This window comes from Alteripontixanthobacter muriae, from assembly GCF_013336795.1.
Taxonomy (GTDB): domain Bacteria; phylum Pseudomonadota; class Alphaproteobacteria; order Sphingomonadales; family Sphingomonadaceae; genus Pseudopontixanthobacter; species Pseudopontixanthobacter muriae.
Genome location: NZ_JAAFZT010000012.1, coordinates 35,067 through 62,030, shown reverse-complemented (window position 1 = coordinate 62,030; position 26,964 = coordinate 35,067). Strand labels below are relative to the sequence as shown.

Sequence of the window (26,964 nt, the reverse complement as noted above, 5' to 3'; positions counted from 1 at the left end):
ATTTTCAGCCGTCAGGCGCTGTAGTAAAGGTCGTATTCGACAGCGTTCGGGGTGGTCTCCACGCGCATGACCTCTTCCCATTTCAGTTCGGCATAGGCGTCGATCTGGTCTTTGGTGAAGACATCGCCCTTGAGCAGGAATTCGTAATCGGCGTCGAGCGATTCCAGCGCCTCGCGCAGCGATCCGCAGACGGTCGGCACGTCTGCCAGTTCGGCAGGCGGCAGATCGTAGAGGTTCTTGTCCATCGCCTCGCCCGGGTCGATCTTGTTCTGAATACCGTCGAGGCCTGCCATCAGGATGGCGGAATAGGCGAGATAGGGGTTCGCCATCGCATCGGGGAAACGGAATTCGACGCGCTTCGCCTTGTCGCCCGCGCCATAGGGAATCCGGCAGGACGCAGACCGGTTGCGGGCCGAATAGGCCAGCAGCACGGGCGCTTCGTAGCCCGGGACCAGACGCTTGTAGCTGTTGGTGGTCGGGTTGGTGAAAGCGTTCAGCGCCTTGGCATGCTTGATGACGCCGCCGATGAAATAGAGGCAGTTCTGCGACAGGCCAGCATAGGCGTTGCCGGCGAAGGTCGGCTTGCCGCCTTCCCAGATCGAAAAATGAGTGTGCATGCCGGACCCGTTATCGTCCTTGATCGGCTTGGGCATGAAGGTCGCTGTCTTGCCGTAGGCGTGGGCGACCTGATGGACGACATATTTGTAGATCTGCATGTTGTCGGCCGTTTCCACCAGGGTGGAGTAGGTGAGGCCGAGTTCATGCTGAGCCGAGGCGACTTCATGGTGATGCTTGTCGCAGTTGAGGCCCATCTCGATCATGGTCGAAACCATCTCGCCGCGAATGTCTACGGCGCTGTCGACCGGCGCGACGGGGAAATAGCCGCCCTTGGCGCGGGGGCGGTGACCCATGTTGCCGGATTCATACTCACGCCCAGAATTGGTCGGCAATTCGATGTCGTCGATGCTGAAACCCGACGCGGCATAGCCGTCTTCGAAGCGGACATCGTCGAACATGAAGAATTCCGCTTCCGGCCCGACGAAGACAGTGTCACCGATGCCGGTCGTCTGCAGATAGGCTTCGGCGCGCTTTGCTGTGGAGCGGGGATCGCGGGAATAGAGTTCGCCGCTGGAGGGTTCGACGATGTCGCAGAACATGATCATCATCGGCGTGGCGCTGAACGGATCGATATACGTCCGCTCCAGATCCGGCCGCAGGATCATGTCGCTTTCGTTGATGACCTTCCATCCGGCGATCGACGATCCGTCGAACATCAGGCCGTCTTCCAGCTCATCCTCGCCCAGCAGATTGGCGACCATCGTCAGGTGCTGCCACTTCCCCTTGGGGTCGGTGAAGCGCAGATCGACCCATTCGATGTCGCGGTCCTTGATGTCGCTGATGATTTCCTTAGCGGTGGCCATTGTCAGTCCTTCTCGATTGAAAACTTGTTGCTGCGCTGATGTGCAGCGATGACGATGTCTATAAAGCGTCCTCGTCGCGTTCGCCGGTGCGGATGCGGAGCGCGCTTTCGATCGCGGAAACGAAGATCTTGCCGTCGCCGATACGCCCCGTCTGGGCAGCGGACGCGATAGCTTCGACGACGCGATCGGCAATATTGTCGCTGACGATGACCTCCAGCTTCACCTTGGGCAGGAAATCGACAACATATTCCGCGCCCCGGTAGAGTTCGGTGTGGCCTTTCTGCCGCCCAAAGCCTTTCGCTTCGGTCACGGTGATCCCGGACACGCCGACTTCGTGCAGTGCCTCTTTAACTTCGTCCAGCTTGAACGGCTTGATAATTGCCTCGACTTTTTTCACGCTGCCTCCCTTGACCGCGATTTGTAACGGCGCCCTGCATGCGGTTCTGCGCCGATCGCACCGCGATTTTCCGCTCTGGTCGCAGGCGCTGCTTCGCGCGCAACCATTCAAGAACCATGCCAACCGGATCGCCAGCACGGAACTGTCGGTCAGCGCCGGTTTCGCACCAGGCTGTCGCGCTGCCTGCAGATGTTCAGCGCCCGATTGCGCGAATTGTGCCCACAAGCTGCAACTTTTTTAGGCAGAAAGTTCAAGCCCGCTCGTCTCTTCGCGCCCGAGCATCAGGTTCAACGACTGGACGGCAGCGCCGCTCGCTCCCTTGCCGAGATTATCCAGCCGGGCGACAAGGCGTACCTGGTCTGTCTCCATGTCGGCGAAGACGAACAATTCCATGCCATCCCAGGGCGCCGCGCCGCGTTGCAGCAGCAGTTCCTGCGGCATCTTGCCCGTGCTGACGCTGATGATGGATGAATTGCGATAGTGCGCTGCCAGTGCGTTTCGCAGTTCCGGCGCTGTCGCCGCACGCGGCATGGCGCGTAAGGATAGCGGAACCTCGACCACCATGCCCCGCATCGCGTCCACGACTGCAGGTGCGAACAGGGGCGGGTGGGCGAGTCCGGCATGGATCTGCATTTCTGCCAGATGCTTGTGCCCCATGGCATAACCATAGCCGCGCCATGCCAGATCGCCTTCAGTTTCGAACCGATCGATCAGCGCGTTCCCGCCACCTGAATAGCCCGACACCGCATGCACGCTGTAAGGCCAGTCCGCCGGTAGCAATCCTTCGCGCACCAGAGGAGCGACGAGGGCGAGAAATCCCGTGGGATAGCAGCCGGGATTGCTGACGAAGCGCGCTTTCCGGATCGCATTGCGGCCATAGATTTCCGGAAAGCCGTAAGTCCAGCCATCCGCCACACGATGTGCGCTGGAGGCATCGATGACGCGGGTCGAATCGCTATCGATCATGCCGACCGCCTCGCGCGCCGCGTCGTCGGGCAGGCACAGGATCGCGATGTCGCAAGTGTTCAGCGCATCGCGGCGAGCGTCCCCATCCTTGCGAAGTTCGTCGGGCAGGCGGTGAAGTTCGACATCCTCCCGGCCCGACAGGCGCTGGTGAATCTCCAGCCCGGTGGTGCCTGCAGCCCCATCGATGAAAATCCGCGCTGCCATTTCAATTGCCGGCCAGGCTGCCGATCTCGACATACCCCGTAGGCCCTGCAGGACCGCAGCATCCCCAGCACCAGCCACCGGCGAAATCGAGTGCTTCGAAGGTCGATCCGCTTTCCATTTGGGCGACCGCCGCAGCATCGGCGGCAGGTGCGAAGCGCAATGTCGCGCCGTCAACCCCGATGCTACGCTTCTGCGGCTGCACGTAATGCGTAACCAGAAAACGGTCGGCCAGCGCGATATGCGCCATGTCACCGCGCAGGGGCAGGGTGCCCGGTTCCGGTTTGTCGACCGGACCGGCCAGTGTCACAGTGCCGCGCGGGAGATCATATTGGCACGCTTCGCTCACGGTCTCGTTCAAGCCCTTGTTGATTACAGCGGGCCATCTAGCCGCTGACTGCGCCGGTTGCAAACTTGCGGCAATCGCGATTCACGCAGCCGGATACCGCGCCTTCAGCATGTGAAATGCCGCCCGAAGACCAAGTGCCGCGCCGCCCTTGGGCCTGCCGGGCTTTGCCACCGGCTGCCATGCGAACGTGTCGAAATGCGCCCAGTCAATGGGCGATCCGTCGCTATTGTCGCCCACGAATTTGTCGAGGAACAGACCGGCCACGCTGGCTCCGGCGAAAGAATTGCCATGTGCATTGTTCGTATCGGCGATATCGGAACTGAGGAATTCCGCATATTGCGCGGGCAAAGGCAGGCGCCAGCATTCATCGTCATGCGCCTTGCCGGCGTCGAGCAATGCCTGCGCCGTATCGTCGCGCCGCGTCATCAGGGCGGGCAGATCGGGTCCGAGCGCCACCCGCGCCGCGCCGGTCAGCGTCGCGAAATCGATTATCAGTTCAGGGTCATCCTCACTCGCCCGGGTCAGCGCATCGGCCAGAATCAACCGGCCTTCCGCGTCGGTGTTGCCGATTTCGACCGTCAGCCCCTTGCGGGATTTCAGCACGTCGCCCGGGCGGAAGGCGTTGCCCGCGATTGCATTTTCCACAGCGGGCACCAGCAGGTGCAGCCGCACGTCCAGCCCCGCTTCCATAATCAGTCCAGCCAGCGCCAGAGCGTGCGCCGAGCCGCCCATGTCCTTCTTCATCAGCTTCATGCCGCTGGCGCTTTTCACGTCGAGCCCGCCCGAATCGAAGCAGACTCCTTTGCCGACAACTGCGAGCCGGGGCGCGTCCTTGCGGCCCCATTCCAGCCTGATCAGGCGCGGCGCATGTTCGCGCGCCGCGGCCCGGCCCACTGCGTGAACCATCGGGTAATCGCGCTCCAGCGCATCGCCGCGCGTCACGGTCAGTTCCGCATCGTGCAGCTTTGCCAGGCGTTCGGCTTCGGCTTCCAGCGCTGCCGGCCCCATGTCTTCGGCCGGCGTATTCACCAGATCGCGCACCTTGTTCACCGCACGGGCTTCAGCCTGCGCGGACGGAATGTCTCTTGCATTCTTCGTCAGCAGGATGCGCGGGCCGGTCTCACCGGGCTTGCTGAGGTAACGATCGAAGCGATATTGCGCCACTTGCCAGCCATGCAGGGCAGGACCGGGCTCATGGCCGGTAAGGCGGTAAGTGCCTTCCGGAAGAATTTCAGCCAGTTTCGCAAGGCACCAGCTCGACAGATTGCCGACATCGGCCACGCCGCCCACGGCAAACCAGCCAGCCGGCTTTTCGGCCCCGAACGGGACGATCGCTGTTTGGTAGCCACTGCCATCGAACTTCTGAGCGTCGAGCACTGCCTGCTGCCCTTCGTTAAGGCTCTTGCGCCATCCATCGAAAGTGTTCTTGTCGACAATGTGGAGAGAAATTGCATTCTGGCCGCGATCGGCCTCTATCAAATCGGTTTGAACAGTCATATTTGCGTCATGGCACAGGTCAGGTGACTTGTCAGCTTTCAGGCGCTGGCGCATATGAGAATCATGCTGCGAGAGATAAAGTAGATGCGGCTCGAGTCTGTTGCGAAACCGGCAATCGGGTTAGTAGCCGCATGCGGGCTCTGCGCCTGTTCGCCCGGAGCGACCGGGGATGATGCAGTCGGCACTGGCCAAGAAGATAGCGCCGCAGCCGTACCGCGGGCGGAAGCGACGGCTTTGGCCGATGACAGCACGCAGGCAAGCGCGAGCGCCACAGCGGCGGCAAGCGAGGCCACTGCAGGGGGCGGTGCCTTCTCGGTTGCCGAAACGAACGATCTCTACGAATTTGAATATTCCTGGCCGGAAGCCGCAGGCGACGAGCCGGGCCTTCGCGCATTGCTCGACCGGCGGCGTCAGAACAGCCTCGAATTGCTCCAGGAAAGTGCGACCAGGGGGCGCGACGGTGCGCGGGACAGCGGCTTCCCCTACAACCGCTATCTGCTGCGCGTGGAGTGGGAGGTGGTGGCCGATCTGCCGCGATATCTCTCTCTTTCGGCTCGCCGGTCCAGCTATACGGGCGGTGCTCACGGCAACTACGGGTTCAATTCGCTCGTCTGGGATCGGGAGAGCCGGGCTGCCTTGAAACCGCGAGCATTCTTCAGCGACATGACCGCGCTGGAGAACGCGGTCAGGGAGCCATTCTGCACGAAGCTGCAGGCGGAACGCGCAGAACGCCGCGATGGCACCGATGCCGCCGATATCGCCGATGATTTCAAGCAATGTCCGCCGCTGAAAGATCTGACGATTCTTCTCGGCTCTTCGAACGGGCGCAAGTTCAACCGGCTCGGCCTGCTTGCCGGACCTTACGTGGCGGGCCCTTGGGCCGAAGGCGCCTACGAGATTGACGTACCGGTCAGCGAAGCGGTTCTGAGCGCGGTCAATCCGGAATATCACGAAGCGTTCGCCTTGCGCTGACCGGGCCCTGCGCTGACCGGGCCCTGCGCTGACCGACGGGAAGAAGCCGCGGTGGCACCCCTCGCAATTTCTTCAGGGTAACGCTACATCTGCAGGCATGACTCAATATCAGACCATCGACGGCAACGAGACCGTCATTCGCGACGGCACGATCAAGCTGCACACCGAAGCCGGATTCGCAGGAATGCGCCGGGCCGGGGCATTGGCCGCAGAGATCCTCGACGAGGTGGCTCGCATGGTCGAACCGGGCATCACCACAGCCGCCATCGACGACAGGGTCCGTGAAATGACGTTGGACAATGGCGCAGTTCCGGCAACGATGGGCTATCGCGGCTACGAGCATAGCTGCTGCATCTCGATCAACCATGTCGTCTGCCACGGCATTCCCTCTGAAAAAATCCTGAAGGAAGGCGACATCGTCAATGTCGACGTCACCCCGCTGCTGGACGGCTGGCACGGCGACACCAGCCGGATGTACATGGTGGGCGACGTATCGCTGAAAGCTCGTCGGCTGGTGGACGTGACACATGAATGCCTGATGCTGGGGATCGAGGCTGCACAGCCCGGTGCGCGGCTGGGCGATATCGGTGCGGCGATCGAGGCGCATGCCCGGCAATACCGTTACGGCGTGGTTCGCGAATTCTGCGGCCATGGCCTCGGTCGCCTGTTCCATGACGCGCCCGAAGTCGTGCATGCGGCGAAGGCGGGAACGGGTCCGGAATTGAAGCCCGGCATGTTCATGACCATCGAACCCATGATCAACGCGGGCAAGGCCTGGGTGAAGCTGCTCAACGATGGCTGGACGGCGGTTACTCGCGACAAGTCGCTGTCGGCGCAGTTCGAACATTCGATCGGAATTACCGAAACGGGCAACGAGATATTCACGCTCAGCCCGACCGGCCTGCACAAACCGCCTTACGCGGTCTAGCTGTCCCGCGCCGCCCGGATGGCGGCACCGCCAGCGAATGGCGCAATGGCGAGCGCCACGAGGCTGATCGCGGCGGCGAGCAAAATGCCTCCGTCATCGGGTCGTGCAAGGCTGCCGGCGCCAAAGATCAGGATTGGCGTCGCCAGCGGCACCAGAAGCAGTCCTGCCAGTGCGGTGCCGCCGCGAAGTCCGGCCGTAAGTGCAGCGATGGTAACTCCGATTGCGGCAAGGCCAGGCGTTCCGGCCAGCAAACCCAGAACGACGATGCTCAAGGTAGAGCCATCCAGATTGAGCAGCACCGATGCGGGGAGGGCTGCCACCATCAGCAGCGGGGCGAAACTCAGCCAATGCGCAAGCACGCGAATGGCTATGGCCGCTTCGTCGGCAATACCGCGTATGGCCAGCTGATCGAAGACACCCTGCTCGATATCGGGTGCCACGAGCCGGTCCAGCGGCAGGATGGATGCGAGGAGGGCTGCAACCCAGATGACGCCGCCGCCGGTGCGCCTCAGAAGGTCGGCATCCGGTCCCACGGCGAAAGGGTAGAGCATCGCGATTGCCAGAAAGAACAGGAACGGCAGTAGGCTTTGTCCGCGTCGTCCGCCCGGCAGGAGCATCGCCAGATCGCGGCGTAGCAGGGTGGCGAAGACACGCATCACCAGGGATGATCGCGCAGATCAAGGGTGCGGAGGCCGGGCACCGCGATCGGCTGATGCGACGCGACGATAACGATACCGCCCGCCTCGCGCTTTTCGGCAATCAGCGATTCCACCATGCCGCAGCCCTGGGTGTCGAGCCCGTTCAGCGGCTCGTCCAGCAGCCAGTGGTCGGCGCGCTGCAAGGAGAGGCGGGCGAAACCTGCGCGGCGGCGTTGCCCGGTCGAGAGATAACGCACGGGAACATCGGCCAAATCCGCCAGCCCGTATGGTTCCAACCGGACCGGACGTCCGTCCAGCCTAGCCCAGAAGGCGAGCGCGTCGGCCAGCGGCAGCTCCGCGTCCAGCGCCGTGCGGTCCTCCAGATAGCTGACGATTCCTTGCCAGAGGACATCACCCGGCGGCCCTGCTGCATTGAAGCTGCCATGCCTTGCAGGCTTCCGCAGCCCCGCAAGCATCTGCAACAGACTGGTCTTGCCGATGCCGTTCGGACCGACCAGATGCAGCGCTTCACCAGCCTCGAGCGTGATGTTTAGCCCGCCGAAGAGCGGACGCTCGCCACGTCGGCAATACAGATCGCGCGCGACAAGTGCAGCCTGCACGCCGGCCTCCGCTGCCCCCTGACTTGCTGCATCTTGCATGAGGGTGTGCGTTAGGCGAAAGGCCGCCAGCGAACAAGCGAAGGAGACGCCTCATGACCCTGGCCAGACTGAATGACGCAGAACGCGCAGCCGCGCTGAATGATTTGCCCGAATGGTCCGAAGTCCGCAGCGGGAAAGCCATCGAGCGGCAGTTCACCTTCGCCGATTTCAGCGAGGCCTTCGGTTTCATGACCCGTGTGGCCCTGCTGGCCGATTCGCAGGATCACCACCCCGAATGGTCCAACGTTTACAACCGCGTGACAATCGCGCTGACCACCCATGACGCTGACGGGCTGACCCAGCGCGACCTGACGATGGCCAAGGCGATCGACGCTTTGCTTTGATCCCTCAGCGGCCGAGCGGCTGCGCTGCATCGCGCGCGCGTTTCCGCACTCTGCCGGGCATCCACCGCGTGCCGAAGGCGAGGGCCTTCGCCGTCTTGCCGACCGTAGTGTGCAGCCTTTCGCCATGAACTGCGTCCCAGGCCGCCTGCGCCACCTGCAGGACGGGCGTGATCTCCAGCCCGGCGTCGGTCACGCGCTGACGGATGTTCTCGTTGCTGCGCTGATTGGGCGCATGTTCCAGCAGCGGCGTGTCGATGAAGGCCGGCATGATGGAGCGCACCCTGATGTTGTCCTCGCTCCATTCCGCATCCAGCGCCTCCGTCACGGCGCGAACCCCGAACTTGGTCGCGGAATAGACCGATGCGCCGCTGGTGCCGTAGATACCGGCCGCGCTGGCGGTGTTCAGCAGGCAGGATTCCGGTGCGCTCTTCTGCAGGTAAGGATAGACAGCCTGCGCGCCGAACAGCACGCCCTTCAGATTGATGTCGAGGCAGCGCTCGATCTCCTCGACCGAGTTCTCCGTCAGCGATCCGCCCAGCGGAATGCCCGCATTGTTGACAAGAACATCGATCCGCCCGCCGGCGGCGGTGTTGAAGGAGGATAGCGCCCGGTCCCAGGCATCGCGGTCGCGAACGTCGAATTCGTGGCTGTAGGAATAGCCTCCGGGCAGCATCGCCTCGGTCTTGCGCATGCCGTCCGCATCGATATCGCCAAGCCCGACGAACCAACCGCGCCCGCCAAAATAGGCTGCGATAGCCTGACCGATGCCAGAGCCGCCGCCGGTAATGAAAATCGCCTTGCGCTCACCCAAAGTCTCTCTCCTGCCCTGTTCTTTGCGCAGGTAATAGCCAGCGGTCGAGCCTTTGTCAGCAGCCTAGCACTCTAGGCATCCTCATTCCTGATCTGCGCTGCTTCCAACCCTTCGACGAATTCGGCTCCCGTCACGATTTCCGCCGTGGCATCGTGCAGCGTACCGCCGATTTCCTCGGCTCTGCCGCCGAGGAACTGCGCGAGGAAATTCTCTGCGATGGCATTGAAGGCGATGTTGTTGGCAGGCTTGGCAAAACCATGCCCTTCGTCGGGGTAAAGCACGTATGTCACGGGAATGTCGCGTGTCCGCATGGCGTCGACGATCTGGTCGCTTTCGGCCTGGTTGACGCGGGGATCATTCGCCCCTTGCGCGATCAGCAGCGGCCGCACGATGCGCTCGGCACTGTGGAGCGGGCTGCGCTCCTTCAGCAAGGCGAGGCCGTCTTCCGTGTTCGGATCGCCCATCCGGTCGTGGAACTGCCGGATCATCGGCACCCAATAGGGAGGAATTGTTTCCAGCAGCGTCTGCAAATTGGAAGGTCCGACGATATCCACCCCGCAGGCGAAGACTTCGGGCGTGAAGGCGAGCCCCGCAAGCGTCGCATAGCCGCCGTAGGATCCGCCCATGATCGCGACCTTGTCGCTTTCGGTCACCCCCCGCTCCACCGCCCACTCGACTGCATCGAGCAAATCGTCATGCATGGCCTTGCCCCACTGGAGGTCGCCGGCCGAGATGAAGTCCTTGCCGAAACCGGTGGAGCCGCGAAAGTTCACGCTCAGAACCGCATAGCCACGATTGGCGAGCCATTGATGCATCCCGTTGAAGCCGTAGGCATCGCGCGCCCACGGCCCGCCATGCACCAGCAGGACCATGGGTACGGCTTTCGTCGGCTTCCCCTCGGCATCGGGAGCAGAGATGGCGGGCAGCGTAAGATAGCTGGGCAGGGTCAGACCGTCACGCGCCGTAATTTCGAATGCCTGCATCGGCTGGAGCGGCGCTCCTTCCAACTCGGGCCGCGCAGTATAGAACGGCGTCAGCGATCCGGCTTCGCGGTCGTAGATCCAGCTCTGCGCCGGCTCCGTCAGCGGGTCGTTGGCGACGATCCATCTGGTATCGTCGCGAGTCCTCGACTGGACGCCGAAAGCGCCTTTCAGATTGTCCCGCAGGAAATCGAGCGACTTGCCGATTTCCGGATCGAGAGCGGTCCATTCGTTCCGCAGGTAATTGACGGAATAGGCCTGCACCTCGCCCGTCTGTTGATGCTGCATCGCGCTGCCGATGTCTGCACGGTCGTCTTCCGCGATCACCCGCCGTTCGCCGGACTTCGTATTTTCGGCGATCAGCGCCGCGGTGTTCCGGCCCCGGCTGTCGATCCAGTACAAGGTCTGTCCGTCCGTGGTGTAGCCTGCCGGGCTGGTCGTCAGGCTGTCGGCAAGTGTCGTGCTTTCCGTGGGCTCCTCCGCCACGGTGCCGTCTTCAACCGCGAAGTAATCCATTCCTCCGGCTTCGTTCGGCTTGATGGCCATGCGGATGACGAGGCTGTCGTCCGCGAGGAAGCCGGCGTAACCTTCGTTGCGCAATACCTCCGTCAACTCGCCCGAGTTCAGATCGAGCATCCAGATATCGTGATATTGCGCATCGCGGTTGTTCAGCCCGACCAGAATGCGGTCGCGGATGGTTTCCGAAGCACCGGCAATCTGCACCCGCGTATTGTCGAAGGGAGTTAAGGTTCGCTCCTCGCCGCTGGCGATGTCGACGCCATAAAGCAGGAAATTCTCGTCGCCGCCCTTGTCCTGGATGTAGAGCAGGCTGCGCGAATCGGGTGCCCAGAAATACTGCCGGATTGGGCGGTCGGTCGCCTTGGTCATCACCCGGGCGTCGTCAGGATTGGAGAAGGGCGCCATCCAGACATTCAGAACACCGTCCTTCGGTGCCAGCCAGCTGAGCCATTCGCCATCAGGGCTGATCTTGCCCGCCGCTCTGGTCGGATTCCCGAACAAGGCGTTGCGGGGGATCAGCGGCACCTTCGCCAGATCAGGGTTGTGGGCGGGGGCGGTGCTTTGTGCTGATGCTGTCATGCACTCCTTTTTGGGTGCAGAGACAACACTTGCAAGGTTCGGCGCGGGGAGTGGCAAGAAAACGGGAAGCAATGAGGGATATCAAGAGTAGTTGACTACTCCTAAAGTAACCTTTACTACTCATTCAGATGCGTTGCAGGGAGGGTATCATGTTGACAGTCGACCAAATCTCGAGGGGCCGGGCAGGTTTTCTTTTGTCGAACGGAATCGCTTTCGCCGTGTGGCAGATGATGGAGATCCAATTGGTGCAAGATGCGCTGGTGGAAAGCATCCATTCCTTTTTGAGCGCATCAGCCGTCACCTTGTGGACCGTCACCTTGGTCGCGTTGCTCGCTCCGGCCTTCACCCGCGAGAGAACGACGGTAGAAGACGAGCTTACCCGCCGAAATCGTCGCACCGCATTCAACTGGGGATACTGGATTTTCATCGTTTGCGCCATCCTTGCCCTCTTCGCCGCGAGCAATACCACCGCGCCCGCCGATGACTTGCTGCGCGCGGTTCTGATTGTCGGCGTTTCGGCTCCGGTCATTCGTTTCGCCGTCATGGAACGGGCGCTGCCTGATGGAGAGTGAGCGGCTGAACAACTCCATGAAACTTCATCGCGGGAGAGCTGGGCTCACCCAGGCGCAGCTCGCAGATTCCGTGAACGTGACCCGCAAGACCATCAATTCTGTCGAAAACGGTGTCTTCGTTCCATCGACCGTCCTCGCTCTCAAGATTTCCCGCGCGCTTCAAACACCCTTCGAAACACTCTTTTCCCTGCCGGAGGGATAGAACGAATGCGCGGGTCCATGTGACCGATCAAGTGGGTAGTGGAATCGTTAGCTGACCGGCCATGACCTGCAGGAGAAAGCCGGAGAGCTGATTATGCTCTCCAGCTTAGAGCGCAGATGTGTTGTAAACATGCAGGGTGAACATCACCGCGTCAAACGGATGAAAGTGCATCTTTTCAGTGGTTTAGCAAGCTGGTATCTTTGGCTACTACTGCAACAACCCGGCGCCTATCCGTAAATCGAACGTCGGCTTTCGGGAATTGCTAATTCATAGACGAACGGCCGATTTTGGGTGGGATTCCGAAACGTCCGTTTTTAGAACGTCGTTTGATTAAGCAGACGCTGCTGGGGTGAGCGGAAGATAAACATATGCCCGCAACCGATCGACCGGCACTTCTTCGGGGTCGTCGAGAAAATGAATGAGCAACGGCTCGTTAGCAATTGAGAGTTCGGCCAAGACCGCTTCTCGATAAAGGTCGTCGATGGCTGGATGAATCTCATCATAATCGCCCACGTGCGACATGCGTAGCGCAAGCCCTCCCGCAATCAGGGTTTGGTGGACACCCTTCCCGATTGTTGCACTCTCCAACGTCGTGACAGCGCAATCGAAACGGCAGTTTTGCGCTGCCACCTCGCGGGGATCGTCGTATGGTATACCATAAAGTCCCGAGATATTATCGGGAGACATGTGCTCCATTAATCGCTCGAAAAGGAGGTTAAAGCCGTGGTTGAGTTCGTTGTAATCGCCGATGTTGCGGAGGACTGCGAGGCGAAGCGGCATTAGCGATTCGATCGCTATTTCGAGAGCTGGCATTGTTTCACTCCGCTCGACTGCGGGTCGTGACAGTTCGGCTGCCACCTTGCTGCGTTGATCGACGTCATTCTTCAGTAACGACGGGGTTACGTTCGCCCGCTCTTTCAAAGCACGCGCATGGGCTTGGCTCGTTGAATACCCGGCACGCTCCGTTGCTGCCATGATGCTATCGTCGAGCATCGGCAGGCTTCCGCCGAGGCGCGCTCGCGTGAGGGCTGCGCCGATAGTTTCGCCGGTCATGACCCGAAAGACACGGTGAAAGTGGTAGCTCGAGAGCGCTGCCGCCGCTGCCAACTGGTCAATCGTTGGTGCGTCGCCGTTGGCAAGCCTTTGCTGCATCAAGGTAATCGCACGTTCGATACGATTGGCGTAACATGATCTCTGGTTAGGTTTCATACCGGTCTCCTTGCGCCCTATTATGCTGCCCACATCTTCCGGTCGTTTCCGATCTTGCGCATTTTCGCGAAGACCGTTCACAGAGCTCTCGAATGTTTGCGCTACGGCGGCAATGGCGTCGTTAACCGACGGGCAGCTTTTGGCACAGAATGAAGAAAGCAGCCAGTCTGCTTGTGGCGAACTGCTGAAGGCGAGCGGATGTCTGTTATTGGGGTGGATTGCAGTCGTTCTGCTTTTGATGCCATTACCAGCACAATGGACGAGATATTCGATACGATTGCAGGAAAAATAGACACTGATGGCGCGGTAGAAATTACCGAGGATGAAGTTCTTATGTGGGCCACCGAGCGCGGTCAAACGGCATCCAATTTCCTCGATAGTTTTGGCTTTGAGCTTGCTAAGCGGTTCCATGCGGGCGAACGTTCTTACGCCTTCTGTGATGAAGTAGTGAATGAATTATGGGTGATTCTAACCGGCTGGATGGGCGACCATTTGAGCGAACCATTTCCCAACACGTTCTATGAAATTTTCGATGCATTCGATGCTGGGGAATATTATCGAAGAGCAGACAAGTCCGACGACCCCGTTAGCCAGTTCACCAAGCCGATGATCGCTGAGCTTATCCGGAAAAGTCGCTAGGCGGTTTATTAGGATCGAACGAAAGCCACATTGTCCGCTTTTGGGTCTATTGTGTTGAAAAACTCCGCAGCCACTTTTCGCCGGTAACTTTGGAACGTGGGTAGCATCCTGAGCGCATTATTGATTAACAGGACTGAGCTTCGTTGAATCATTGTTGCCGAAAATTCGGACCTGAGCGCCGGCGGCCGAGTTTTTCAACACAATAGGGTCGGAAGCGGACAGGCAGCTTAATCCACCAGCTTCAAGGGAACGCGGTGAGGCCGATCAGACAGGTACACAACCTAGCGAGTAGTAGTGCCAGGTGAAGATCGCCGCCGAGCCGCGGAACGGACGCCAGTCTTCGGCGAGTGCGCGCGTCTGCCTTTCGTTCGGGCGCTCCGGCAGGCCGAGTATCTTGCCGATCCCCGCCATCACCGCCAAGTCTCCGGCGGGCCAGATATCCTCGCGCCCCTCGGCGAATAGCAGGTAGATCTCGGCTGACCAGCGTCCGATACCCTTAATGCGGGTGAGTTCTGCGATGGCCACTTCGTCGTCGGCGGGCAGGTGTTCGAGGTCCAGTTCGCCCCGTGCAAGCAATTCGCACAGCGACCGGGCATAGCCCTGTTTCTGCCGCGAGAGGCCGCAGGCGCGGAGGGCATCATAGTCGCGCGCCAGCAGGTCATCCGGCTTCATCTCGGCCCCAAGTTCAAGCTCCAGCTTGCCCCAGACCGATGCCGCCGCCGCGACCGACACCTGCTGCCCGACAATCGTGCGCAGCAGGGTGCGATACCCCGGAGAGCTGATGCGCGGCTGCGGGTATCCGGCGAGTGCGAGCGCGCGCGCCATCGCAGGTTCCTTATCTGCGATGGCGTCCAGACCGGCCTTCAGTCGTTCGGCGCTCAGCCCCATTTCAAATCTCCCATACGCCTGCCCCCAGCATCGCCGAGCCCACCTTGCCAAAACGGGTCGCCTGTCCTAGCAGCTTGCCCCGAATGGCCCGCACGTCCTGACGGGCCGCTGAAATTCGGGGATCAAGGCTCATCATGCCCACATTGAATGTCGTCAACCGTGAAGGCGTGGAATCCAGCATCGAGGCGCAGGACGGCCTGACGGTCATGGAAGCGATCCGCGACAACGGGTTCGATGAATTGCTGGCCCTTTGCGGTGGCTGCTGTTCCTGCGCGACCTGCCACGTTCATGTCGATCCCGAATTCATGGGCAAGCTGCCTCCGATCAGCGAGGATGAAGATGATCTGCTGGAATCCAGCGATCACCGCACCGAGAATTCCCGGCTCTCTTGCCAGATTGAATTTACATCGGATCTTGACGGGTTGAAGGTAACCATCGCACCCGAGGATTGATCAAAAGCAGCGGATTGGGGCTGCAAGCCTTGATAGGCGCAGCAGAAGTGCAATTGCATTGCGAAGCTGCCCGGCTGCCCCTACCTCTCGCGCCATGATGCTTACTTCTCCGCGCAAGGATACGCTCGAATTGATCGGCAATACGCCGCTGGTGTTGCTGCAAGGCCCCAGCGAGGCTGCGGGTTGCGAGATCTACGGCAAGTGCGAATTCACCAACCCCGGCGCGTCCGTGAAGGACCGCGCGGCGCTATATATCGTGCGCGAGGCAGAGGAGCGCGGCGAGTTGAAGCCCGGCGGCACCATCGTCGAAGGAACCGCAGGAAACACCGGCATCGGCCTCGCTCTGGTGGCGAATGCTTTGGGGTATCGCACGATCATCGTAATGCCCGAAACGCAAAGCCGTGAGAAGATGGACACCCTGCGCGCGCTGGGTGCGGAACTGGTGCTCGTGCCCGCCGCGCCCTTCGCCAATCCCGGGCATTTCGTGCATACCTCACGCCGGCTTGCCGAGGAAACCGAAGGAGCGATCTGGGCCAACCAGTTCGACAATACCGCCAATCGCAAGGCGCATATCGACGGCACCGCGGTGGAATTATGGGAGCAGATGGAAGGCCGCATCGACGGCTTCACCTGTGCGGCGGGCACCGGCGGTACAATCGCCGGCGTTGGCATGGGACTGAAAAGCCGAAACGAAGACGTCACCATCGCGCTGACCGACCCGCATGGCGCGGCGCTGTACAATTACTACGCCAATGGCGAATTGCAGTCGGAAGGGTCGTCCGTCGCCGAAGGGATAGGGCAGGGCCGCATTACCGGGAATCTGGAAGGCGCGCCGATCGACACGCAGTTCCGCATTTCGGACGAGGAAGGTCTCCAGTGGGTTGCCCGATTGCTGCAGGAAGAAGGTCTGTGCCTCGGCCTGTCGAGCGGCATCAACGTGGCAGGTGCCGTTGCGCTTGGCAGAGAACTGGCCGCGACCAAGGGCGAGGAGGCGCGGGTCGCCACGATCCTTTGCGACACCGGCTTTCGCTACCTGTCCTCGCTCTACAATCCCGAATGGCTAGCCGCCAAGGGATTGCCTGTTTTTGACTGGCTCAGGCCTGCGGATTGACTGAAGCGCCGCTTTCTGTAGCCTATGCGCCGATGGCGAAGGCAAACACGAACGGCATCGCCGTGGCAAATGGCGACCGGCTGGCAGCTCCGCTCGGCGGCACGCGCGCGCAGGCCATGCAGCGATTGCAGGTCGGTGTGGCTGGCCTGATCGCCATGCTGCTGCTGATTGGCCTCGCCAGCATCATCACGCAGTGGGCCGAGGAAACGGGCCGGGCGGCGGTGCCGGAAGCCGTCGCTACGGTCGCCGCCCCGCCCGCGCCGACAAGCGATCCGCTGGCCGATGCCGGGGTTGTTCCCGACATGCCTGCGGGACCGACGCCTGCTCCCACGACCGTGCCATCGCCTTTGACCGGCGCGCCAATCGTGATCGAAACACCGGGAGACCCGGATGCCGAACGCCCCTGACTGTGTGATGTGGAGACGCCGGACTGCGGCTCTCCATGCTTTCCTCGGCGCTGCGCTGTTGGCGGGTTGCTCGGGTAGTCCGGATGTGTTGCCAGCCGATGATCAGGTTGCTGCCGCTGCCGCAAGTGCCGAACGACAGTCTGGTCAACCTGCGCTGGGGCTTCTGACCACTCTGCCAATCTACTGGACCGAAAGCCCCAGCTTCGCCGGTGCGCTTACCAGTGACATACCGTTGCACTGGGCGCGGGAATGGCTGGCCCGGCAATATGATCTGAGGCCTGTCGATACGCTGGACGCAGGGACTCTTGCGCGGCTGGACCATCTTCTGCTTGCCCAACCCCGTGCGCTGTCGGGCATGGAGAATGTCGCCCTCGACCAATGGGTGCGCGACGGCGGGGAAGTTCTGCTGTTCGCCGATCCGCGGCTGACCGGTCATTCGATCTATCCCATCGGCGATCGCCGCCGGCCGCAGGACGTCGTTCTGCTCTCACCGATACTGAAGCGCTGGGGTCTGGATCTCACTTTCGACGAAAGTCAGCCGCTGGGCGAAAGCAGCGTGGACGTTCTGGGACAGCCGCTGCCCGTGAACCTCGAAGGCAGTTTCCGTCCGGTCGCCACCAGTGCCGATGCGCCGTCCGATTGCCGCATGATGGCCAGCGGCCTCGTAGCGCAATGCGTGATCGGCGAGGGGCGGGCCGTAATCGTAGCCGATGCGGCCTTGCTTGAAGATGGCGACCACGGAGCCGAAAATGCTCCGCAGGCTCTTGATGCATTGCTGGATGCGGCCTTTGGAACATCGCCGCAGCGCTGACTGGCTTCGCATCAATTTACGGGAAATCACGGGCAGAATACGGGGATGGTGCGGGATCACTCATTCGCACCTCCTGAAAACCAAGCAAAATCGTTGAAAAGCGTTCCGGCCATTAACCATGCCGATCAGCAGGTCATACAATAAAATCCTATAAAATCAACCGCATGTCGTATTATCCCGCGATTTCCCGTATTTTCCCCTTCCATCCCCCTGCGGGTGGCGTTAAACAATTCTCCTATCGGACATGGAGTCTCGGAATGCGTGCTGGGGTGGCAGCGCGAGCCCACTGCGAATGCGCGCGGTGGGACGGGGAAGTCATCGTCGTGTTGAGGGGAGATGGGGGAAGGTGGCCACGGCGCTACAGCACGGATATAGCGGGCAGGCCTATTCGCCGCAGGGCGATAAAGGCCGCTTCGTTCTGCCGCCGCTGTTCCGCAAGGCTGTCAAGGAATCCAGCGAAGGCCGTGTGCTCTGCCTTGCCAAGCATGATCGCTGGAATTGCCTGACCGGGTTCGGTCTTTCCCGCCGTGCAGAACTCGACGCGCAGGTCGATCGCGAAGAAGCCATCGCAATCGAACGCGGCACGGAGTTTGACCGCGACATGCGCTCCATGCAGCTTTTCGGCTTCAACGAAGTGCCTTTCGATGACAGCGGCCGCTTCGTCATGCCCGACCACCTTACCGCACTTGGCTGCATAGAAGACGGATTGTACTTTCAGGGCGCAGGTCGCTTCTTTACCATCTGGAACCCGGAAGAACTCGCAAAGATGGGCGCCGGTTGGGAAGCGGCGCAGGCTGCCTGTGCCAATTTGCTGGCCGATGCGAAGGCGAAGCGCAAATGAGCGCCGTCCCGCATATTCCCGTGTTGCTCGATGAAGTGGTCGAAGCGCTCGACATTCAGCCCGGTGCAGTGGTGGTCGACGCCACTTTCGGCGCTGGCGGCTATACCCGCGCCTTTCTGGATGCCGGTGCGACCGTCCATGCCTTCGACCGCGATCCCGATGCGATTGCAGCAGGGCAGGACTGGGCGGAAGCGGCTGGGGAGAACCCGCGCCTCATATTGCATCCACGTCGCTTTTCCGAAATGGCGGGCACGCTGGCAGAGGCCGGCGTGGAGCAGGTCGACGGCGTGGCCATGGACATCGGCGTATCCTCAATGCAACTCGACCAGGGGGAGCGCGGCTTCGCATTCTCGGTCGACGGGCCGCTGGACATGCGGATGAGCCAGGCTGGCCCAAGCGCGGCCGATTTCCTGAACGAAGCCGACGATGCCGCAATTGCCGACGTGCTCTACCTGTATGGCGAAGAACGCCAATCGCGCAGGGTCGCTCGCGCTATCGTCGCCGCACGGCCGCTGGAGACCACCGGCGATCTGGCGCGGGTCGTGCGCAAGGCGCTCGGCCATCACCCAGGCGCGCCGAAAGACCCTGCGACGCGCACGTTCCAAGCCGTCCGCATCCACGTGAATGCCGAACTCGATGAGCTGCGCAGCGGCCTTTCCGCAGCGGAGAAGGTGCTTCGTAGCGGCGGGAAACTGGCTGTCGTGAGCTTTCACAGTCTGGAGGACCGCATCGTGAAACGGTTTCTGAAGGATGCAGCAGCAGTTTCTGCAGGTTCGCGCCATCTGCCCATGGCGGAAACCGGCCCCGCGGTTTTCACGAATATCTCGCGAGGGATCCGTCCCGGAAATGACGAGATCGAGCGCAACCCGCGCGCCCGTTCCGCCACCCTGCGCCATGCGACCCGCACCGACGCTGCGGCAAGGATGGCAGCGTGATGGTCGCGGGCAGCAGGATGCGGCAACTGGGATGGGCGGTCGTGCTCGGTATCTGCCTGGCTGTCTTCGCCGCGCTCACCTTCCGGGTGAATGCGGTGAAGAGCGAAGTGCGCCTCGCCGAACGGCAGATCATCGCCTTGCAGCGGGAAACGATCCTGCTGGAAACGGAGTTCGAGACACGGGCAAACCAGCAGCAGCTTGCCGACTGGAACGTCGTGGACTTCGGATATGAGGCACCACGCGCCGATCAATATGTCGATAATGAGCGCGAGTTGGCCGCCCTTGCAGGTCCGCGTGCTGTGGGCGCACCCGATCCGATCCGGGTCGCGCGCGCTGCCGATGACGAGGCGCTGCTGGCCGAAGGCCTGCCCGCGATGGTCTCGCCCGTGACGGGTCGCCCTGCCGGGCAGGAACAAGCGGATCGGGATGAAAGCCGCACGCTGGCCGAACGCCTGACGCACGGCGGAACCTTCAGCACCCGCGGCATGGGGCTGGGTGCTTCGGTTCTGGAGAATGGCCAGTGACATCCATGACCTACAGCACGGCAATCTCGTCCGGCCGGGCACAGTTGGTCGATTTTCGCCAGCGGACGCTGGCAGTTGCGCGGCTGCGGGTGCTGCTGGTGGCAGCCATGTTCGTCGTCATCGCCCTTGCTGCAGTCGCGCGGATCGGCTTTCTGGGCTTGTCCGACCGGACCACCCGCACGACCTCTCTCGAAGAGGCGCTGCTGCCATCGCGCGGTGAGATCACCGATCGTAATGGCGTGCCGCTGGCCCGCGCCTTTCCCGCTTATGCCCTGTGGTTCAATCCTGAAGCCTTGGGCGACACCGGTTCGCCGCTGGTGCAGGACGCGGCGAGCGTGGCCGCGCAGTTGAAGCAGATCTTCCCCGAAATGGACGAGGCCGATGTTGCGGCACGTCTCGCCAGCGGCAAGGCGGGCTATCTGCGCCGCCGCGTTCTTCCCGAACAGGCGAACAAGGTTCAGGCGCTGGGTGAACTCGCACTCGAAATGCCGAAGGAAAACGACCGGCATTATCCGCAGGGTACGATGGCAGCTCACGTGCTCGGCTATGTCGCTGCCGACGGCAAAGGCCGCGTCGGCATGGAACAGGTGCTCGATGACCAACTGAGCGACCCCGCCCGGCGTGCAACGCCCAGCGCCCTTTCCATCGATATGCGCGCACAGGGTGCGCTGGAAGACGAGCTTCGCCGCGGCATGCTGTCGACCAACGCGATGGGCGCGGCCGGCATCGTGCTCGATGTCGATACGGGCGAAGTGCTCGCCCTGGCTTCCCTGCCGGAATTCGACCCGAACCGCATCGACGCCGATGGCGAAAAATACATGTTCAACCGGGTGACGAACCAGGTCTACGAACTCGGCTCCACCTTCAAGCCGCTGACCGTGGCGGCGGCCATCGATGCCGGCGTGGTGCGCGATTTCGGTAAGCGGTACAACGCGCATCCGGTAAAGGTCGGCAGGTTCAGCCTGAAGGACAGCCACTTCCTTGGCGATACGTTGAACGTGCCCGAAACGCTGATCCACTCCTCCAACACCGTAACGGCGCGCATCGCCGATGAACTGGGGCCGGAACGGATGCGCCGGGTGATGATGGATCTCGGCATGAACGATCGCCCCGCCATCGAACTGCCCGCGCGCGGGTTCCCGATCTGGCCGGGCGAGAAATGGCCGCGCCTTCGTAACATGACCGTCAGCTATGGCCACGGAATCGCGGTGACGCCGCTGCACCTGGCCAGTGCCTATGCGGCGATGGTCAACGGCGGCATTTTCCGGCCCGCGACCATGCACCGTATCAAGCCCGGTGAAGCGCCCAGAGGCACGCGCGTCTTCAAATCGAGCACCTCTTCCCGCATGAGGCAATTGCTGCGGATGATCGCGGTGTATGGTACCGGCCGCAATGCCGATGCGCCGGGCTTCCGGGTGGGCGGAAAGACCGGTTCTGCCGAAAAGCCGGGCGCGGGCGGCTATCGCCGTTCGTCGCTGGTTTCGACCTTTGCCGCTGCGTTTCCGATGGATCGTCCGCGCTATGTCATCATCGCCATGCTGGACGAACCCAAGGGCACGACAGCCAGCTCGTTCCAGAGAACGGCGGCATGGAATGCGGCACCCATCGTTGGGCGTCTGGTTCCCCGCATCGGACCCATCCTTGGCGTGCGGCCGGATGATACGAGGGACGTGGACATGAGCGATCTCGAGCCGCTTGTCGGCGGGGGTGCATGATGAAACTGCGCGCGATCCACCCTTCGGCGGGCGGCAGCGACAATGCCGACGCGACGGTAACAGGCTTTGCCATCGATCATCGCAAGGTCGCGCCGGGAACGGTTTTTGGTGCGTTTCGGGGCAGCACTGTCAATGGAGAGGACTTCATAGCAGCGGCGGTCAGCGCAGGCGCCATCGCGGTGGTCGCCAGACCGCAGGCGCGGGTCGAAGGTGCGCTGCACATAGTAGACGAACAGCCGCGCCGCCTCTTCGCGCAGCTGGCGGCGAAGTTCTTCACACCCGTGCCTGACACAATCGTCGCGGTCACCGGTACCAACGGCAAGACCTCGACCGTCGAAATGACGCGGCAATTGTGGCGCATGGCGGGCGAGCGCGCGGCCTCTATTGGTACTCTGGGCGTCACCACGCCGGACGAGAGCGTCGCCACCGGCCTGACCACCCCGGACATCGTCACCTTCCTGTCGAATATGGCGGGGCTCGCCCGCGAAGGCGTCACCCATGTCGCCTATGAAGCGTCGAGCCACGGCCTGTCGCAATATCGTAATGAAGGGCTATCGGTGAAAGCCGCAGCCTTCACCAATTTCAGCCGCGATCACCTCGATTATCACGCTGATATGGAGGATTATTTCTCCGCCAAGCTGCGGCTGGTGGACGAGGTACTGGACGGTGACGGCACGCTGGTCGTGCATCTCGACGGCAGCGAATGGATGGCCCGAGTGGCCGAAGCTGGCACCACCCGTGGGTTACGGGTGTTGACCGTGGGCGAGCAGGGCGAATTCATTCGCCTCGTCAAGCGCGATGCTACGCAGCTCGGGCAGGAACTGACCCTGCAGCATGAGGGCGCGGAAAGGATTGTCCGTCTGCCGCTGATCGGTGCCTATCAGGCACAGAACGCAATGGTGGCGGCGGCTCTAGTGCTCGCGACGGGCGGGCAAGCCTCGCAGGTGTTCGATGCGATGGGCAGGCTGCAGCCGGTGCGTGGGCGCCTGGAGCGCGCCGTCATCACGCAGCAAGGTGCACCGGTCTACGTGGATTACGCGCATACACCGGATGCTCTGGAGGCAGCGATGCAGGCTCTTCGGCCGCATGTTGAAGGGCGGCTGATTACTGTCCTCGGCGCTGGCGGCGACCGCGACATGGGCAAACGCGAACCGATGGGCCGCGTCGCTGCCGAGCTTTCTGACATGATCATCGTGACAGACGATAACCCGAGAGGCGAGGATGCGGCTGCAATTCGCCGGTCGATCATGGCGGGCGCTGCCGGGCAGAAGGCGGAGAGATGGGAAATCGCCGACCGCCGCCAGGCCATCGCTGCCGCCGTTTCCGCGGCGCGGCGCGACGATATCGTCCTTGTCGCAGGCAAGGGCCATGAACAGGGCCAGATAGTTGGAGCGGGCGAGAACATGCGCGTGCTCGCCTTCGACGATGTAACCGTTTCGCGTGAGGAGGCTGCCCGATGAGCGCCCGTAATGCCCTTAGGCAATGGCCGGTAATTCAGGCCGATGCCCTGCCAACCGCCTTGTGGAGCAGCGATGAAATCGCTCGTGTGACCGGCGGTCGGGCCAGCGCGGCCTTCCAGGTTTCTGGCGTGGAAATGGACAGCCGCGACGTTCGGGGCGGCGATCTGTTCATCGCCTTGAAGGGGGAGGCCATGGACGGCCACCGCTTCATCGAAACCGCATTTTCTAACGGGGCAGCCGCCGCGATCACAGATCGCCCCATTCCGCAGCCGCACGTTCTGGTAGAAGATACCACGGCTGCGCTTCATGCGCTTGGCCGCGCGGCGCTGGCACGCACAAGCGCCGTCAGGATCGGGGTGACCGGCTCGGTCGGCAAGACCGGCGTGAAGGAAGCGATCTTTGCAGGCCTCGACCGGTCGAGCAGGGGCGAGGCGCATCGCTCTGTTCGCAGTTACAACAATCATGTCGGCGTTCCGCTGTCGCTGGCCAGAATGCCTGCGCGCAGCCGTTTCGGCATTTTCGAGATGGGCATGAACCATGCCGGCGAGATGGCGCAACTGGCCGATCACGTCCGGCCGCATGTGGCGGTGATTACCACCATCGCTCCGGCTCATATCGAGAATCTGGGCAGCGAAGAGGCTATTGCCGATGCCAAGGCGGAAATTTTCGGCGGTGTTGTCGAAGGCGGAACGGCCATCGTGCCCGCCGACAGCCCGCATTTCAAACGTCTTGCCGATCACGCCGCAAAGGCGGGCATCAAGCTGGTTTCCTTCGGGCGCTCGGCCGAGGCCGATGTGCGGCTGCTGGACGCGATCCCTTCTGCCAATGGTGGGTCGCTGGTTACGGCGGACATGGGCGACACGCGGGTCTGCTTCTCGGTCGCCGAACCCGGCGATCACTGGATCTCCAATGCGCTTTGCGTCATGGCCGCAGTTCGCGCCGCGGGCGGTGATCTGGGGGCTGCCGGGCTGGCCCTTGCTGAAATGGGCGGGCTGAAAGGGCGGGGCGCGCGTCATCGGTTGGCTGCTCCGGGCGGTCACGCGCTGATGATCGACGAAAGCTACAACGCCAATCCGGCGTCGATGCGGGCGACCTTGCGCGCGTTGGGACAAACGCCGGCCACTCGCCGCATCGCAGTCCTTGGCGCTATGAAGGAACTTGGCGACTTCGCGCCGCGCTTCCATGCCGATCTTGCCGAACCGCTGGCCGAAGCGAAAATCGATTTCGCCATTCTCGTGGGCGAGGAAATGCGCAGCCTTGCACGCAGCTTGGGGAAAGGTGACGGGGGTGCGCTTGCAGCCGGGCTTCACTTCGCCCATTGCGATGATCCCCAGGCTGCCATCGCGGCGCTGGAGGATTACGGGATAACCGCCGGCGATGCCGTTCTGGTGAAGGGATCGAATTCGGTCGGGCTCGGCAAGGTGGTTGCCCATTTCACGACCAGGGAAGGCTGAATGCTTTATCTGCTTGCCGAATGGATGAACTTCGAGGGGGTCTTCAACCTCGTCAGATATCAGACCGCACGCGCAGGGGCGACGCTGGTCACCGCACTGTTCATTGGCCTCATCATCGGACCGCGCTTCATCCTGATGCTGCGCGTCCGCCAGGGCAAGGGCCAGCCCATCCGTGCGGACGGACCGCAAAGCCATCTTGCCAAGGTCGGCACGCCGACGATGGGCGGGCTGATGATGCTGGTTTCGCTTATGCTGTCGCTGATCATCTGGATGGATCTGCGCAATCCCTTCATCTGGGCCTGCCTCGCCGTCACTGTCGGCTTTGGCCTGATCGGCTTCATCGACGATTACGATAAGATCACGAAGAAGAGCCACCGCGGGGTGTCGGGCCGGGTGCGGCTGCTGCTGGAGTTCGCGGTTGCGGGTGTCGCATCGTGGATCATCGTCAGCCAGATCAACACGTTCCTGTATGTCCCCTTCTTCTCCAACCTTGGAGTAGAAATGGGCTTTATCTATTACGTGTTCGCTGCCTTCGTCATCGTGGGCGCGGGCAATGCGGTCAACCTGACCGATGGGCTGGACGGGTTGGCGACGATGCCGGTCATCATTGCGGCCGGTACCTTCGCCATCATCTGCTACCTTGTCGGGCGCGTCGATTACTCCAGCTACCTCGGCATCCCGCATGTGCCGGGCGCGGGGGAGCTCGCGATCTTCTGTGCCGCCATCATGGGTGCGGGCCTCGCCTTCCTCTGGTTCAATGCGCCGCCTGCCGCCGTTTTCATGGGCGACACCGGCAGCCTGGCGCTGGGCGGAGCGCTCGGCGCGATCGCGGTTGCAAGTCACCACGAAATCGTGCTGGGGATCGTCGGCGGGCTGTTCGTGATCGAGGCGCTGTCGGTGATCATCCAGGTGTTCTGGTTCAAGCGAACCGGTCGGCGTATCTTCCTCATGGCACCCATCCACCACCATTTCGAGCAATTGGGCTGGAAGGAATCGACCGTCGTCATCCGGTTCTGGATCATCTCCATCGTGCTCGCGCTCATGGGTCTGGCAACGCTGAAGCTGCGGTGAGCGGGCGATGATCACCTCCGCCGTATTCGCTGGCAGAAGTTACGCGGTACTCGGCCTCGCACGGTCCGGCGCGGCGGCGGCGGAAAGCCTCATCGCCAGCGGCGCGAAGGTCACCGTCTGGGACCGGCAGGACGAACCGCGCGAAGCCTTCACCGGCCGGGCGCAGGTCGCGGACCCGCTCACCTGCGATCTGACCGGCTTTGATGCGATTGTGGTATCGCCGGGCGTCCCTCTCAATTCGCATCCCATAGCAGACCGGGCGCGGCAATTCGGCGTGCCGATCATCGGCGACATCGAACTGTTCGCACAGGCCCGTGCGGAATTGCCGCCGCATCAGGTGGTGGGGATTACCGGCACCAATGGCAAATCGACGACGACCGGACTTGTCACACACATCCTGCGAGAGGCCGGAAGGCCGGTTCGCATGGGCGGCAATATCGGCCTGCCGATTCTCGCGGCAGACCCGCTCGAGCCGAACAAGAGTGGTGTGGGGGTCTATGTGATGGAACTGTCCAGCTACCAGATCGATCTCACGCGCTCGCTCGCCTGCGAAGTTGCTGCTCTGCTGAATATCTCGCCCGACCATCTCGACCGGTATGACGGGCTGGAAGCTTATGCCTTCGCCAAGAGCCGGTTGTTCGCGATGCAGGGTTCGGGCCAGCTCGCGATCTTTGGAACCGGCGATCCGCTGACCCGCGCCTTCAGGGATGCGGCGCAAGACCGGCGCGGAGCCGACCGGGTGCGATCGATCGACACCGCCCGATATTCTGAGCGGCAGCACCTTTGGCCTTCGCTGCAGGGACCGCACAATCTCGAGAATGCAGCGGCAGCCATCGCCATCGTCACCGAACTCGGAGTGCAGGAGGTCGAGTGGGCACCGGCTCTCGTAAGTTTCGGTGGCCTTGCGCACCGGATGGAACGGCTCGGCGAATATCGCGGCATCCTGTTCGTAAACGACAGCAAAGCGACCAACCCGGCCTCTGCGGCCCCGGCGCTGGCCGCCTTCCCTCCGGACGAGGCAATCCACGGCGGCACGCCGCGCATACACTGGATCGTTGGCGGGCTTCCGAAGGAAGACGGCCTTGGGGAATGCGCGCAATACCTTGCCAATGTCGCCTGCGCCTATACTGTCGGGGAAAGCGGCCCGCGCTTTGCAGAATTGCTGCAGGGTAGTGTTCCGGTCGAACCGTCGGAGATGATCTGCGAGGCGACCCGCCGCGCGCTGGGATCGGCGCGGGCAGGAGATGTCATCCTGCTCTCTCCCGCTTGCGCCAGTTTCGACCAGTTCCGCGACTATGAAAAGCGCGGCGACCATTTTCGAACGGTGGTCGAAGTGCTGACCGGCAACAAGCTGGAAGCGGGCAGCGCCAGCATCTCTGGCTTGGAAGTGCGAAACCAATGAGCATCGTTCA

General features: G+C 62.1%; 29 protein-coding genes. 18 read left to right on the top strand and 11 right to left on the bottom strand.

Annotated elements, in window-relative coordinates; all coding sequences use genetic code 11:
- Positions 1-11 precede the first annotated feature (11 nt).
- From glnA to G7A66_RS03690, 5 genes are all read right to left on the bottom strand, one after another.
- Positions 12-1,421 carry a type I glutamate--ammonia ligase gene (glnA, locus tag G7A66_RS03710; protein WP_174294366.1) on the bottom strand — a complete coding sequence of 470 codons (1,410 nt, stop codon included), beginning with the start codon at positions 1,419-1,421 and terminating at the stop codon, positions 12-14.
- A 58-nt stretch (positions 1,422-1,479) separates the two neighbouring features.
- Positions 1,480-1,818: a P-II family nitrogen regulator gene (locus G7A66_RS03705; RefSeq protein ID WP_174294365.1), complete on the bottom strand. Its 339-nt coding sequence runs from the start codon at positions 1,816-1,818 to the stop codon at positions 1,480-1,482.
- A 237-nt stretch (positions 1,819-2,055) separates the two neighbouring features.
- The gene (gene argC / locus G7A66_RS03700) at positions 2,056-2,988 is read right to left on the bottom strand and encodes an N-acetyl-gamma-glutamyl-phosphate reductase (RefSeq protein WP_174294364.1); all 933 of its coding nucleotides are present in this window, start codon (positions 2,986-2,988) and stop codon (positions 2,056-2,058) included.
- Between the two features lies 1 nt (position 2,989).
- Positions 2,990-3,334 carry a hypothetical protein gene (locus G7A66_RS03695; protein ID WP_174294363.1) on the bottom strand — a complete coding sequence of 115 codons (345 nt, stop codon included), beginning with the start codon at positions 3,332-3,334 and terminating at the stop codon, positions 2,990-2,992.
- An 81-nt stretch (positions 3,335-3,415) separates the two neighbouring features.
- Positions 3,416-4,831 carry a leucyl aminopeptidase family protein gene (locus G7A66_RS03690; protein WP_174294362.1) on the bottom strand — a complete coding sequence of 472 codons (1,416 nt, stop codon included), beginning with the start codon at positions 4,829-4,831 and terminating at the stop codon, positions 3,416-3,418.
- Between the two features lie 234 nt (positions 4,832-5,065).
- On the opposite strand from G7A66_RS03690, the gene G7A66_RS03685 reads away from it, so the two are divergent.
- Together G7A66_RS03685 and map are read left to right on the top strand one after the other, a co-directional pair.
- Positions 5,066-5,803: a DUF4163 domain-containing protein gene (locus G7A66_RS03685; RefSeq protein WP_174294361.1), complete on the top strand. Its 738-nt coding sequence runs from the start codon at positions 5,066-5,068 to the stop codon at positions 5,801-5,803.
- Between the two features lie 97 nt (positions 5,804-5,900).
- Positions 5,901-6,731, top strand: coding sequence for a type I methionyl aminopeptidase (map, locus tag G7A66_RS03680; RefSeq protein ID WP_174294360.1), 831 nt, complete (start codon positions 5,901-5,903; stop codon positions 6,729-6,731).
- On the opposite strand, the gene G7A66_RS03675 is transcribed toward map, so the two are convergent.
- Both G7A66_RS03675 and ccmA read right to left on the bottom strand, forming a co-directional pair.
- Positions 6,728-7,387, bottom strand: a complete 660-nt coding sequence (locus tag G7A66_RS03675; RefSeq protein ID WP_174294359.1) for a heme exporter protein CcmB — start codon at positions 7,385-7,387, stop codon at positions 6,728-6,730. The two genes, map and G7A66_RS03675, sit on opposite strands and share 4 nt — an antisense overlap.
- The gene (ccmA, locus tag G7A66_RS03670) at positions 7,387-8,028 is read right to left on the bottom strand and encodes a heme ABC exporter ATP-binding protein CcmA (RefSeq protein WP_174294358.1); all 642 of its coding nucleotides are present in this window, start codon (positions 8,026-8,028) and stop codon (positions 7,387-7,389) included. Before ccmA ends, G7A66_RS03675 begins: the two co-directional genes overlap by 1 nt.
- A 53-nt stretch (positions 8,029-8,081) precedes the next feature.
- Between ccmA and G7A66_RS03665 the strand changes: the two genes are divergently transcribed.
- Positions 8,082-8,372, top strand: coding sequence for a 4a-hydroxytetrahydrobiopterin dehydratase (locus tag G7A66_RS03665; protein ID WP_174294357.1), 291 nt, complete (start codon positions 8,082-8,084; stop codon positions 8,370-8,372).
- Between the two features lie 4 nt (positions 8,373-8,376).
- Here the strand turns inward: G7A66_RS03665 and G7A66_RS03660 are convergent, their stop codons facing one another.
- Positions 8,377-9,183: an SDR family oxidoreductase gene (locus tag G7A66_RS03660; protein WP_174294356.1), complete on the bottom strand. Its 807-nt coding sequence runs from the start codon at positions 9,181-9,183 to the stop codon at positions 8,377-8,379.
- A 71-nt stretch (positions 9,184-9,254) separates the two neighbouring features.
- Entirely contained in the window at positions 9,255-11,261 is a 2,007-nt protein-coding gene (locus G7A66_RS03655; protein WP_174294355.1) for a S9 family peptidase, read from the bottom strand.
- Positions 11,262-11,479: 218 nt separating this feature from the next.
- Here G7A66_RS03655 and G7A66_RS03650 point away from each other — a divergent pair, with 218 nt between their 5' ends.
- Both G7A66_RS03650 and G7A66_RS03645 read left to right on the top strand, forming a co-directional pair.
- Positions 11,480-11,833, top strand: coding sequence for a hypothetical protein (locus G7A66_RS03650; protein ID WP_174294354.1), 354 nt, complete (start codon positions 11,480-11,482; stop codon positions 11,831-11,833).
- Positions 11,823-12,035 carry a helix-turn-helix transcriptional regulator gene (locus G7A66_RS03645; protein ID WP_174294353.1) on the top strand — a complete coding sequence of 71 codons (213 nt, stop codon included), beginning with the start codon at positions 11,823-11,825 and terminating at the stop codon, positions 12,033-12,035. Before G7A66_RS03650 ends, G7A66_RS03645 begins: the two co-directional genes overlap by 11 nt.
- A 330-nt stretch (positions 12,036-12,365) precedes the next feature.
- On the opposite strand, the gene G7A66_RS03640 is transcribed toward G7A66_RS03645, so the two are convergent.
- Positions 12,366-13,244 carry an AraC family transcriptional regulator gene (locus G7A66_RS03640; protein ID WP_174294352.1) on the bottom strand — a complete coding sequence of 293 codons (879 nt, stop codon included), beginning with the start codon at positions 13,242-13,244 and terminating at the stop codon, positions 12,366-12,368.
- 255 nt (positions 13,245-13,499) lie between these two features.
- Here G7A66_RS03640 and G7A66_RS03635 point away from each other — a divergent pair, with 255 nt between their 5' ends.
- Positions 13,500-13,883 carry a hypothetical protein gene (locus G7A66_RS03635; protein WP_174294351.1) on the top strand — a complete coding sequence of 128 codons (384 nt, stop codon included), beginning with the start codon at positions 13,500-13,502 and terminating at the stop codon, positions 13,881-13,883.
- 264 nt (positions 13,884-14,147) lie between these two features.
- On the opposite strand, the gene G7A66_RS03630 is transcribed toward G7A66_RS03635, so the two are convergent.
- On the bottom strand, positions 14,148-14,771 hold the full coding sequence (locus tag G7A66_RS03630) for a DNA-3-methyladenine glycosylase family protein (RefSeq protein ID WP_174294350.1): 624 nt from the start codon (positions 14,769-14,771) through the stop codon (positions 14,148-14,150).
- 134 nt (positions 14,772-14,905) lie between these two features.
- Between G7A66_RS03630 and G7A66_RS03625 the strand changes: the two genes are divergently transcribed.
- The 12 genes from G7A66_RS03625 (at position 14,906) to murD (ending at position 26,954) form a co-directional block, all read left to right on the top strand.
- On the top strand, positions 14,906-15,223 hold the full coding sequence (locus G7A66_RS03625; protein WP_174294349.1) for a 2Fe-2S iron-sulfur cluster-binding protein: 318 nt from the start codon (positions 14,906-14,908) through the stop codon (positions 15,221-15,223).
- 94 nt (positions 15,224-15,317) lie between these two features.
- Positions 15,318-16,334 carry a cysteine synthase A gene (locus G7A66_RS03620; RefSeq protein ID WP_174294348.1) on the top strand — a complete coding sequence of 339 codons (1,017 nt, stop codon included), beginning with the start codon at positions 15,318-15,320 and terminating at the stop codon, positions 16,332-16,334.
- Positions 16,335-16,366: 32 nt separating this feature from the next.
- Positions 16,367-16,741, top strand: a complete 375-nt coding sequence (locus tag G7A66_RS03615) for a hypothetical protein (RefSeq protein ID WP_174294347.1) — start codon at positions 16,367-16,369, stop codon at positions 16,739-16,741.
- Positions 16,742-16,748: 7 nt separating this feature from the next.
- On the top strand, positions 16,749-17,552 hold the full coding sequence (locus tag G7A66_RS03610) for a Gldg family protein (RefSeq protein ID WP_232366620.1): 804 nt from the start codon (positions 16,749-16,751) through the stop codon (positions 17,550-17,552).
- Positions 17,553-17,898: 346 nt separating this feature from the next.
- Complete coding sequence (locus G7A66_RS03605) at positions 17,899-18,393, top strand: division/cell wall cluster transcriptional repressor MraZ (protein ID WP_174294345.1); 495 nt, start codon at positions 17,899-17,901, stop codon at positions 18,391-18,393.
- Positions 18,390-19,328 carry a 16S rRNA (cytosine(1402)-N(4))-methyltransferase RsmH gene (gene rsmH / locus G7A66_RS03600; protein WP_174294344.1) on the top strand — a complete coding sequence of 313 codons (939 nt, stop codon included), beginning with the start codon at positions 18,390-18,392 and terminating at the stop codon, positions 19,326-19,328. The genes G7A66_RS03605 and rsmH overlap by 4 nt, the downstream gene beginning before the upstream one ends.
- Positions 19,328-19,852, top strand: coding sequence for a hypothetical protein (locus G7A66_RS03595; RefSeq protein ID WP_232366631.1), 525 nt, complete (start codon positions 19,328-19,330; stop codon positions 19,850-19,852). The genes rsmH and G7A66_RS03595 overlap by 1 nt, the downstream gene beginning before the upstream one ends.
- 5 nt (positions 19,853-19,857) lie before the next feature.
- The gene (locus tag G7A66_RS03590; RefSeq protein ID WP_174294472.1) at positions 19,858-21,567 is read left to right on the top strand and encodes a peptidoglycan D,D-transpeptidase FtsI family protein; all 1,710 of its coding nucleotides are present in this window, start codon (positions 19,858-19,860) and stop codon (positions 21,565-21,567) included.
- Positions 21,567-23,027: a UDP-N-acetylmuramoyl-L-alanyl-D-glutamate--2,6-diaminopimelate ligase gene (locus G7A66_RS03585; protein ID WP_174294471.1), complete on the top strand. Its 1,461-nt coding sequence runs from the start codon at positions 21,567-21,569 to the stop codon at positions 23,025-23,027. Before G7A66_RS03590 ends, G7A66_RS03585 begins: the two co-directional genes overlap by 1 nt.
- Entirely contained in the window at positions 23,024-24,481 is a 1,458-nt protein-coding gene (locus tag G7A66_RS03580) for a UDP-N-acetylmuramoyl-tripeptide--D-alanyl-D-alanine ligase (protein WP_174294342.1), read from the top strand. Before G7A66_RS03585 ends, G7A66_RS03580 begins: the two co-directional genes overlap by 4 nt.
- The gene (gene mraY / locus G7A66_RS03575) at positions 24,482-25,552 is read left to right on the top strand and encodes a phospho-N-acetylmuramoyl-pentapeptide-transferase (protein WP_174294341.1); all 1,071 of its coding nucleotides are present in this window, start codon (positions 24,482-24,484) and stop codon (positions 25,550-25,552) included.
- A gap of 7 nt (positions 25,553-25,559) precedes the next feature.
- Positions 25,560-26,954, top strand: coding sequence for a UDP-N-acetylmuramoyl-L-alanine--D-glutamate ligase (gene murD, locus G7A66_RS03570; RefSeq protein WP_174294340.1), 1,395 nt, complete (start codon positions 25,560-25,562; stop codon positions 26,952-26,954).
- The last annotated feature ends 10 nt before the right edge of the window (positions 26,955-26,964 follow it).

Bases quoted from the DNA above. Each gene is read 5' to 3' on its own strand.
- glnA (WP_174294366.1), bottom strand. From the start codon at position 1,421: ATGGCCACCGCTAAGGAAATCATCAGCGACATCAAGGACCGCGACATC.
- argC (WP_174294364.1), bottom strand. From the start codon at position 2,988: ATGGCAGCGCGGATTTTCATCGATGGGGCTGCAGGCACCACCGGGCTG.
- G7A66_RS03690 (WP_174294362.1), bottom strand. From the start codon at position 4,831: ATGACTGTTCAAACCGATTTGATAGAGGCCGATCGCGGCCAGAATGCA.
- map (WP_174294360.1), top strand. From the start codon at position 5,901: ATGACTCAATATCAGACCATCGACGGCAACGAGACCGTCATTCGCGAC.
- G7A66_RS03675 (WP_174294359.1), bottom strand. From the start codon at position 7,387: ATGCGTGTCTTCGCCACCCTGCTACGCCGCGATCTGGCGATGCTCCTG.
- ccmA (WP_174294358.1), bottom strand. From the start codon at position 8,028: ATGCAAGATGCAGCAAGTCAGGGGGCAGCGGAGGCCGGCGTGCAGGCT.
- G7A66_RS03665 (WP_174294357.1), top strand. From the start codon at position 8,082: ATGACCCTGGCCAGACTGAATGACGCAGAACGCGCAGCCGCGCTGAAT.
- G7A66_RS03655 (WP_174294355.1), bottom strand. From the start codon at position 11,261: ATGACAGCATCAGCACAAAGCACCGCCCCCGCCCACAACCCTGATCTG.
- G7A66_RS03645 (WP_174294353.1), top strand. From the start codon at position 11,823: ATGGAGAGTGAGCGGCTGAACAACTCCATGAAACTTCATCGCGGGAGA.
- G7A66_RS03640 (WP_174294352.1), bottom strand. From the start codon at position 13,244: ATGAAACCTAACCAGAGATCATGTTACGCCAATCGTATCGAACGTGCG.
- G7A66_RS03635 (WP_174294351.1), top strand. From the start codon at position 13,500: ATGGACGAGATATTCGATACGATTGCAGGAAAAATAGACACTGATGGC.
- G7A66_RS03630 (WP_174294350.1), bottom strand. From the start codon at position 14,771: ATGGGGCTGAGCGCCGAACGACTGAAGGCCGGTCTGGACGCCATCGCA.
- G7A66_RS03625 (WP_174294349.1), top strand. From the start codon at position 14,906: ATGCCCACATTGAATGTCGTCAACCGTGAAGGCGTGGAATCCAGCATC.
- G7A66_RS03620 (WP_174294348.1), top strand. From the start codon at position 15,318: ATGATGCTTACTTCTCCGCGCAAGGATACGCTCGAATTGATCGGCAAT.
- G7A66_RS03615 (WP_174294347.1), top strand. From the start codon at position 16,367: ATGGCGAAGGCAAACACGAACGGCATCGCCGTGGCAAATGGCGACCGG.
- G7A66_RS03610 (WP_232366620.1), top strand. From the start codon at position 16,749: ATGTGGAGACGCCGGACTGCGGCTCTCCATGCTTTCCTCGGCGCTGCG.
- rsmH (WP_174294344.1), top strand. From the start codon at position 18,390: ATGAGCGCCGTCCCGCATATTCCCGTGTTGCTCGATGAAGTGGTCGAA.
- G7A66_RS03595 (WP_232366631.1), top strand. From the start codon at position 19,328: ATGGTCGCGGGCAGCAGGATGCGGCAACTGGGATGGGCGGTCGTGCTC.
- G7A66_RS03590 (WP_174294472.1), top strand. From the start codon at position 19,858: ATGACCTACAGCACGGCAATCTCGTCCGGCCGGGCACAGTTGGTCGAT.
- G7A66_RS03585 (WP_174294471.1), top strand. From the start codon at position 21,567: ATGAAACTGCGCGCGATCCACCCTTCGGCGGGCGGCAGCGACAATGCC.
- G7A66_RS03580 (WP_174294342.1), top strand. From the start codon at position 23,024: ATGAGCGCCCGTAATGCCCTTAGGCAATGGCCGGTAATTCAGGCCGAT.
- mraY (WP_174294341.1), top strand. From the start codon at position 24,482: ATGCTTTATCTGCTTGCCGAATGGATGAACTTCGAGGGGGTCTTCAAC.
- murD (WP_174294340.1), top strand. From the start codon at position 25,560: ATGATCACCTCCGCCGTATTCGCTGGCAGAAGTTACGCGGTACTCGGC.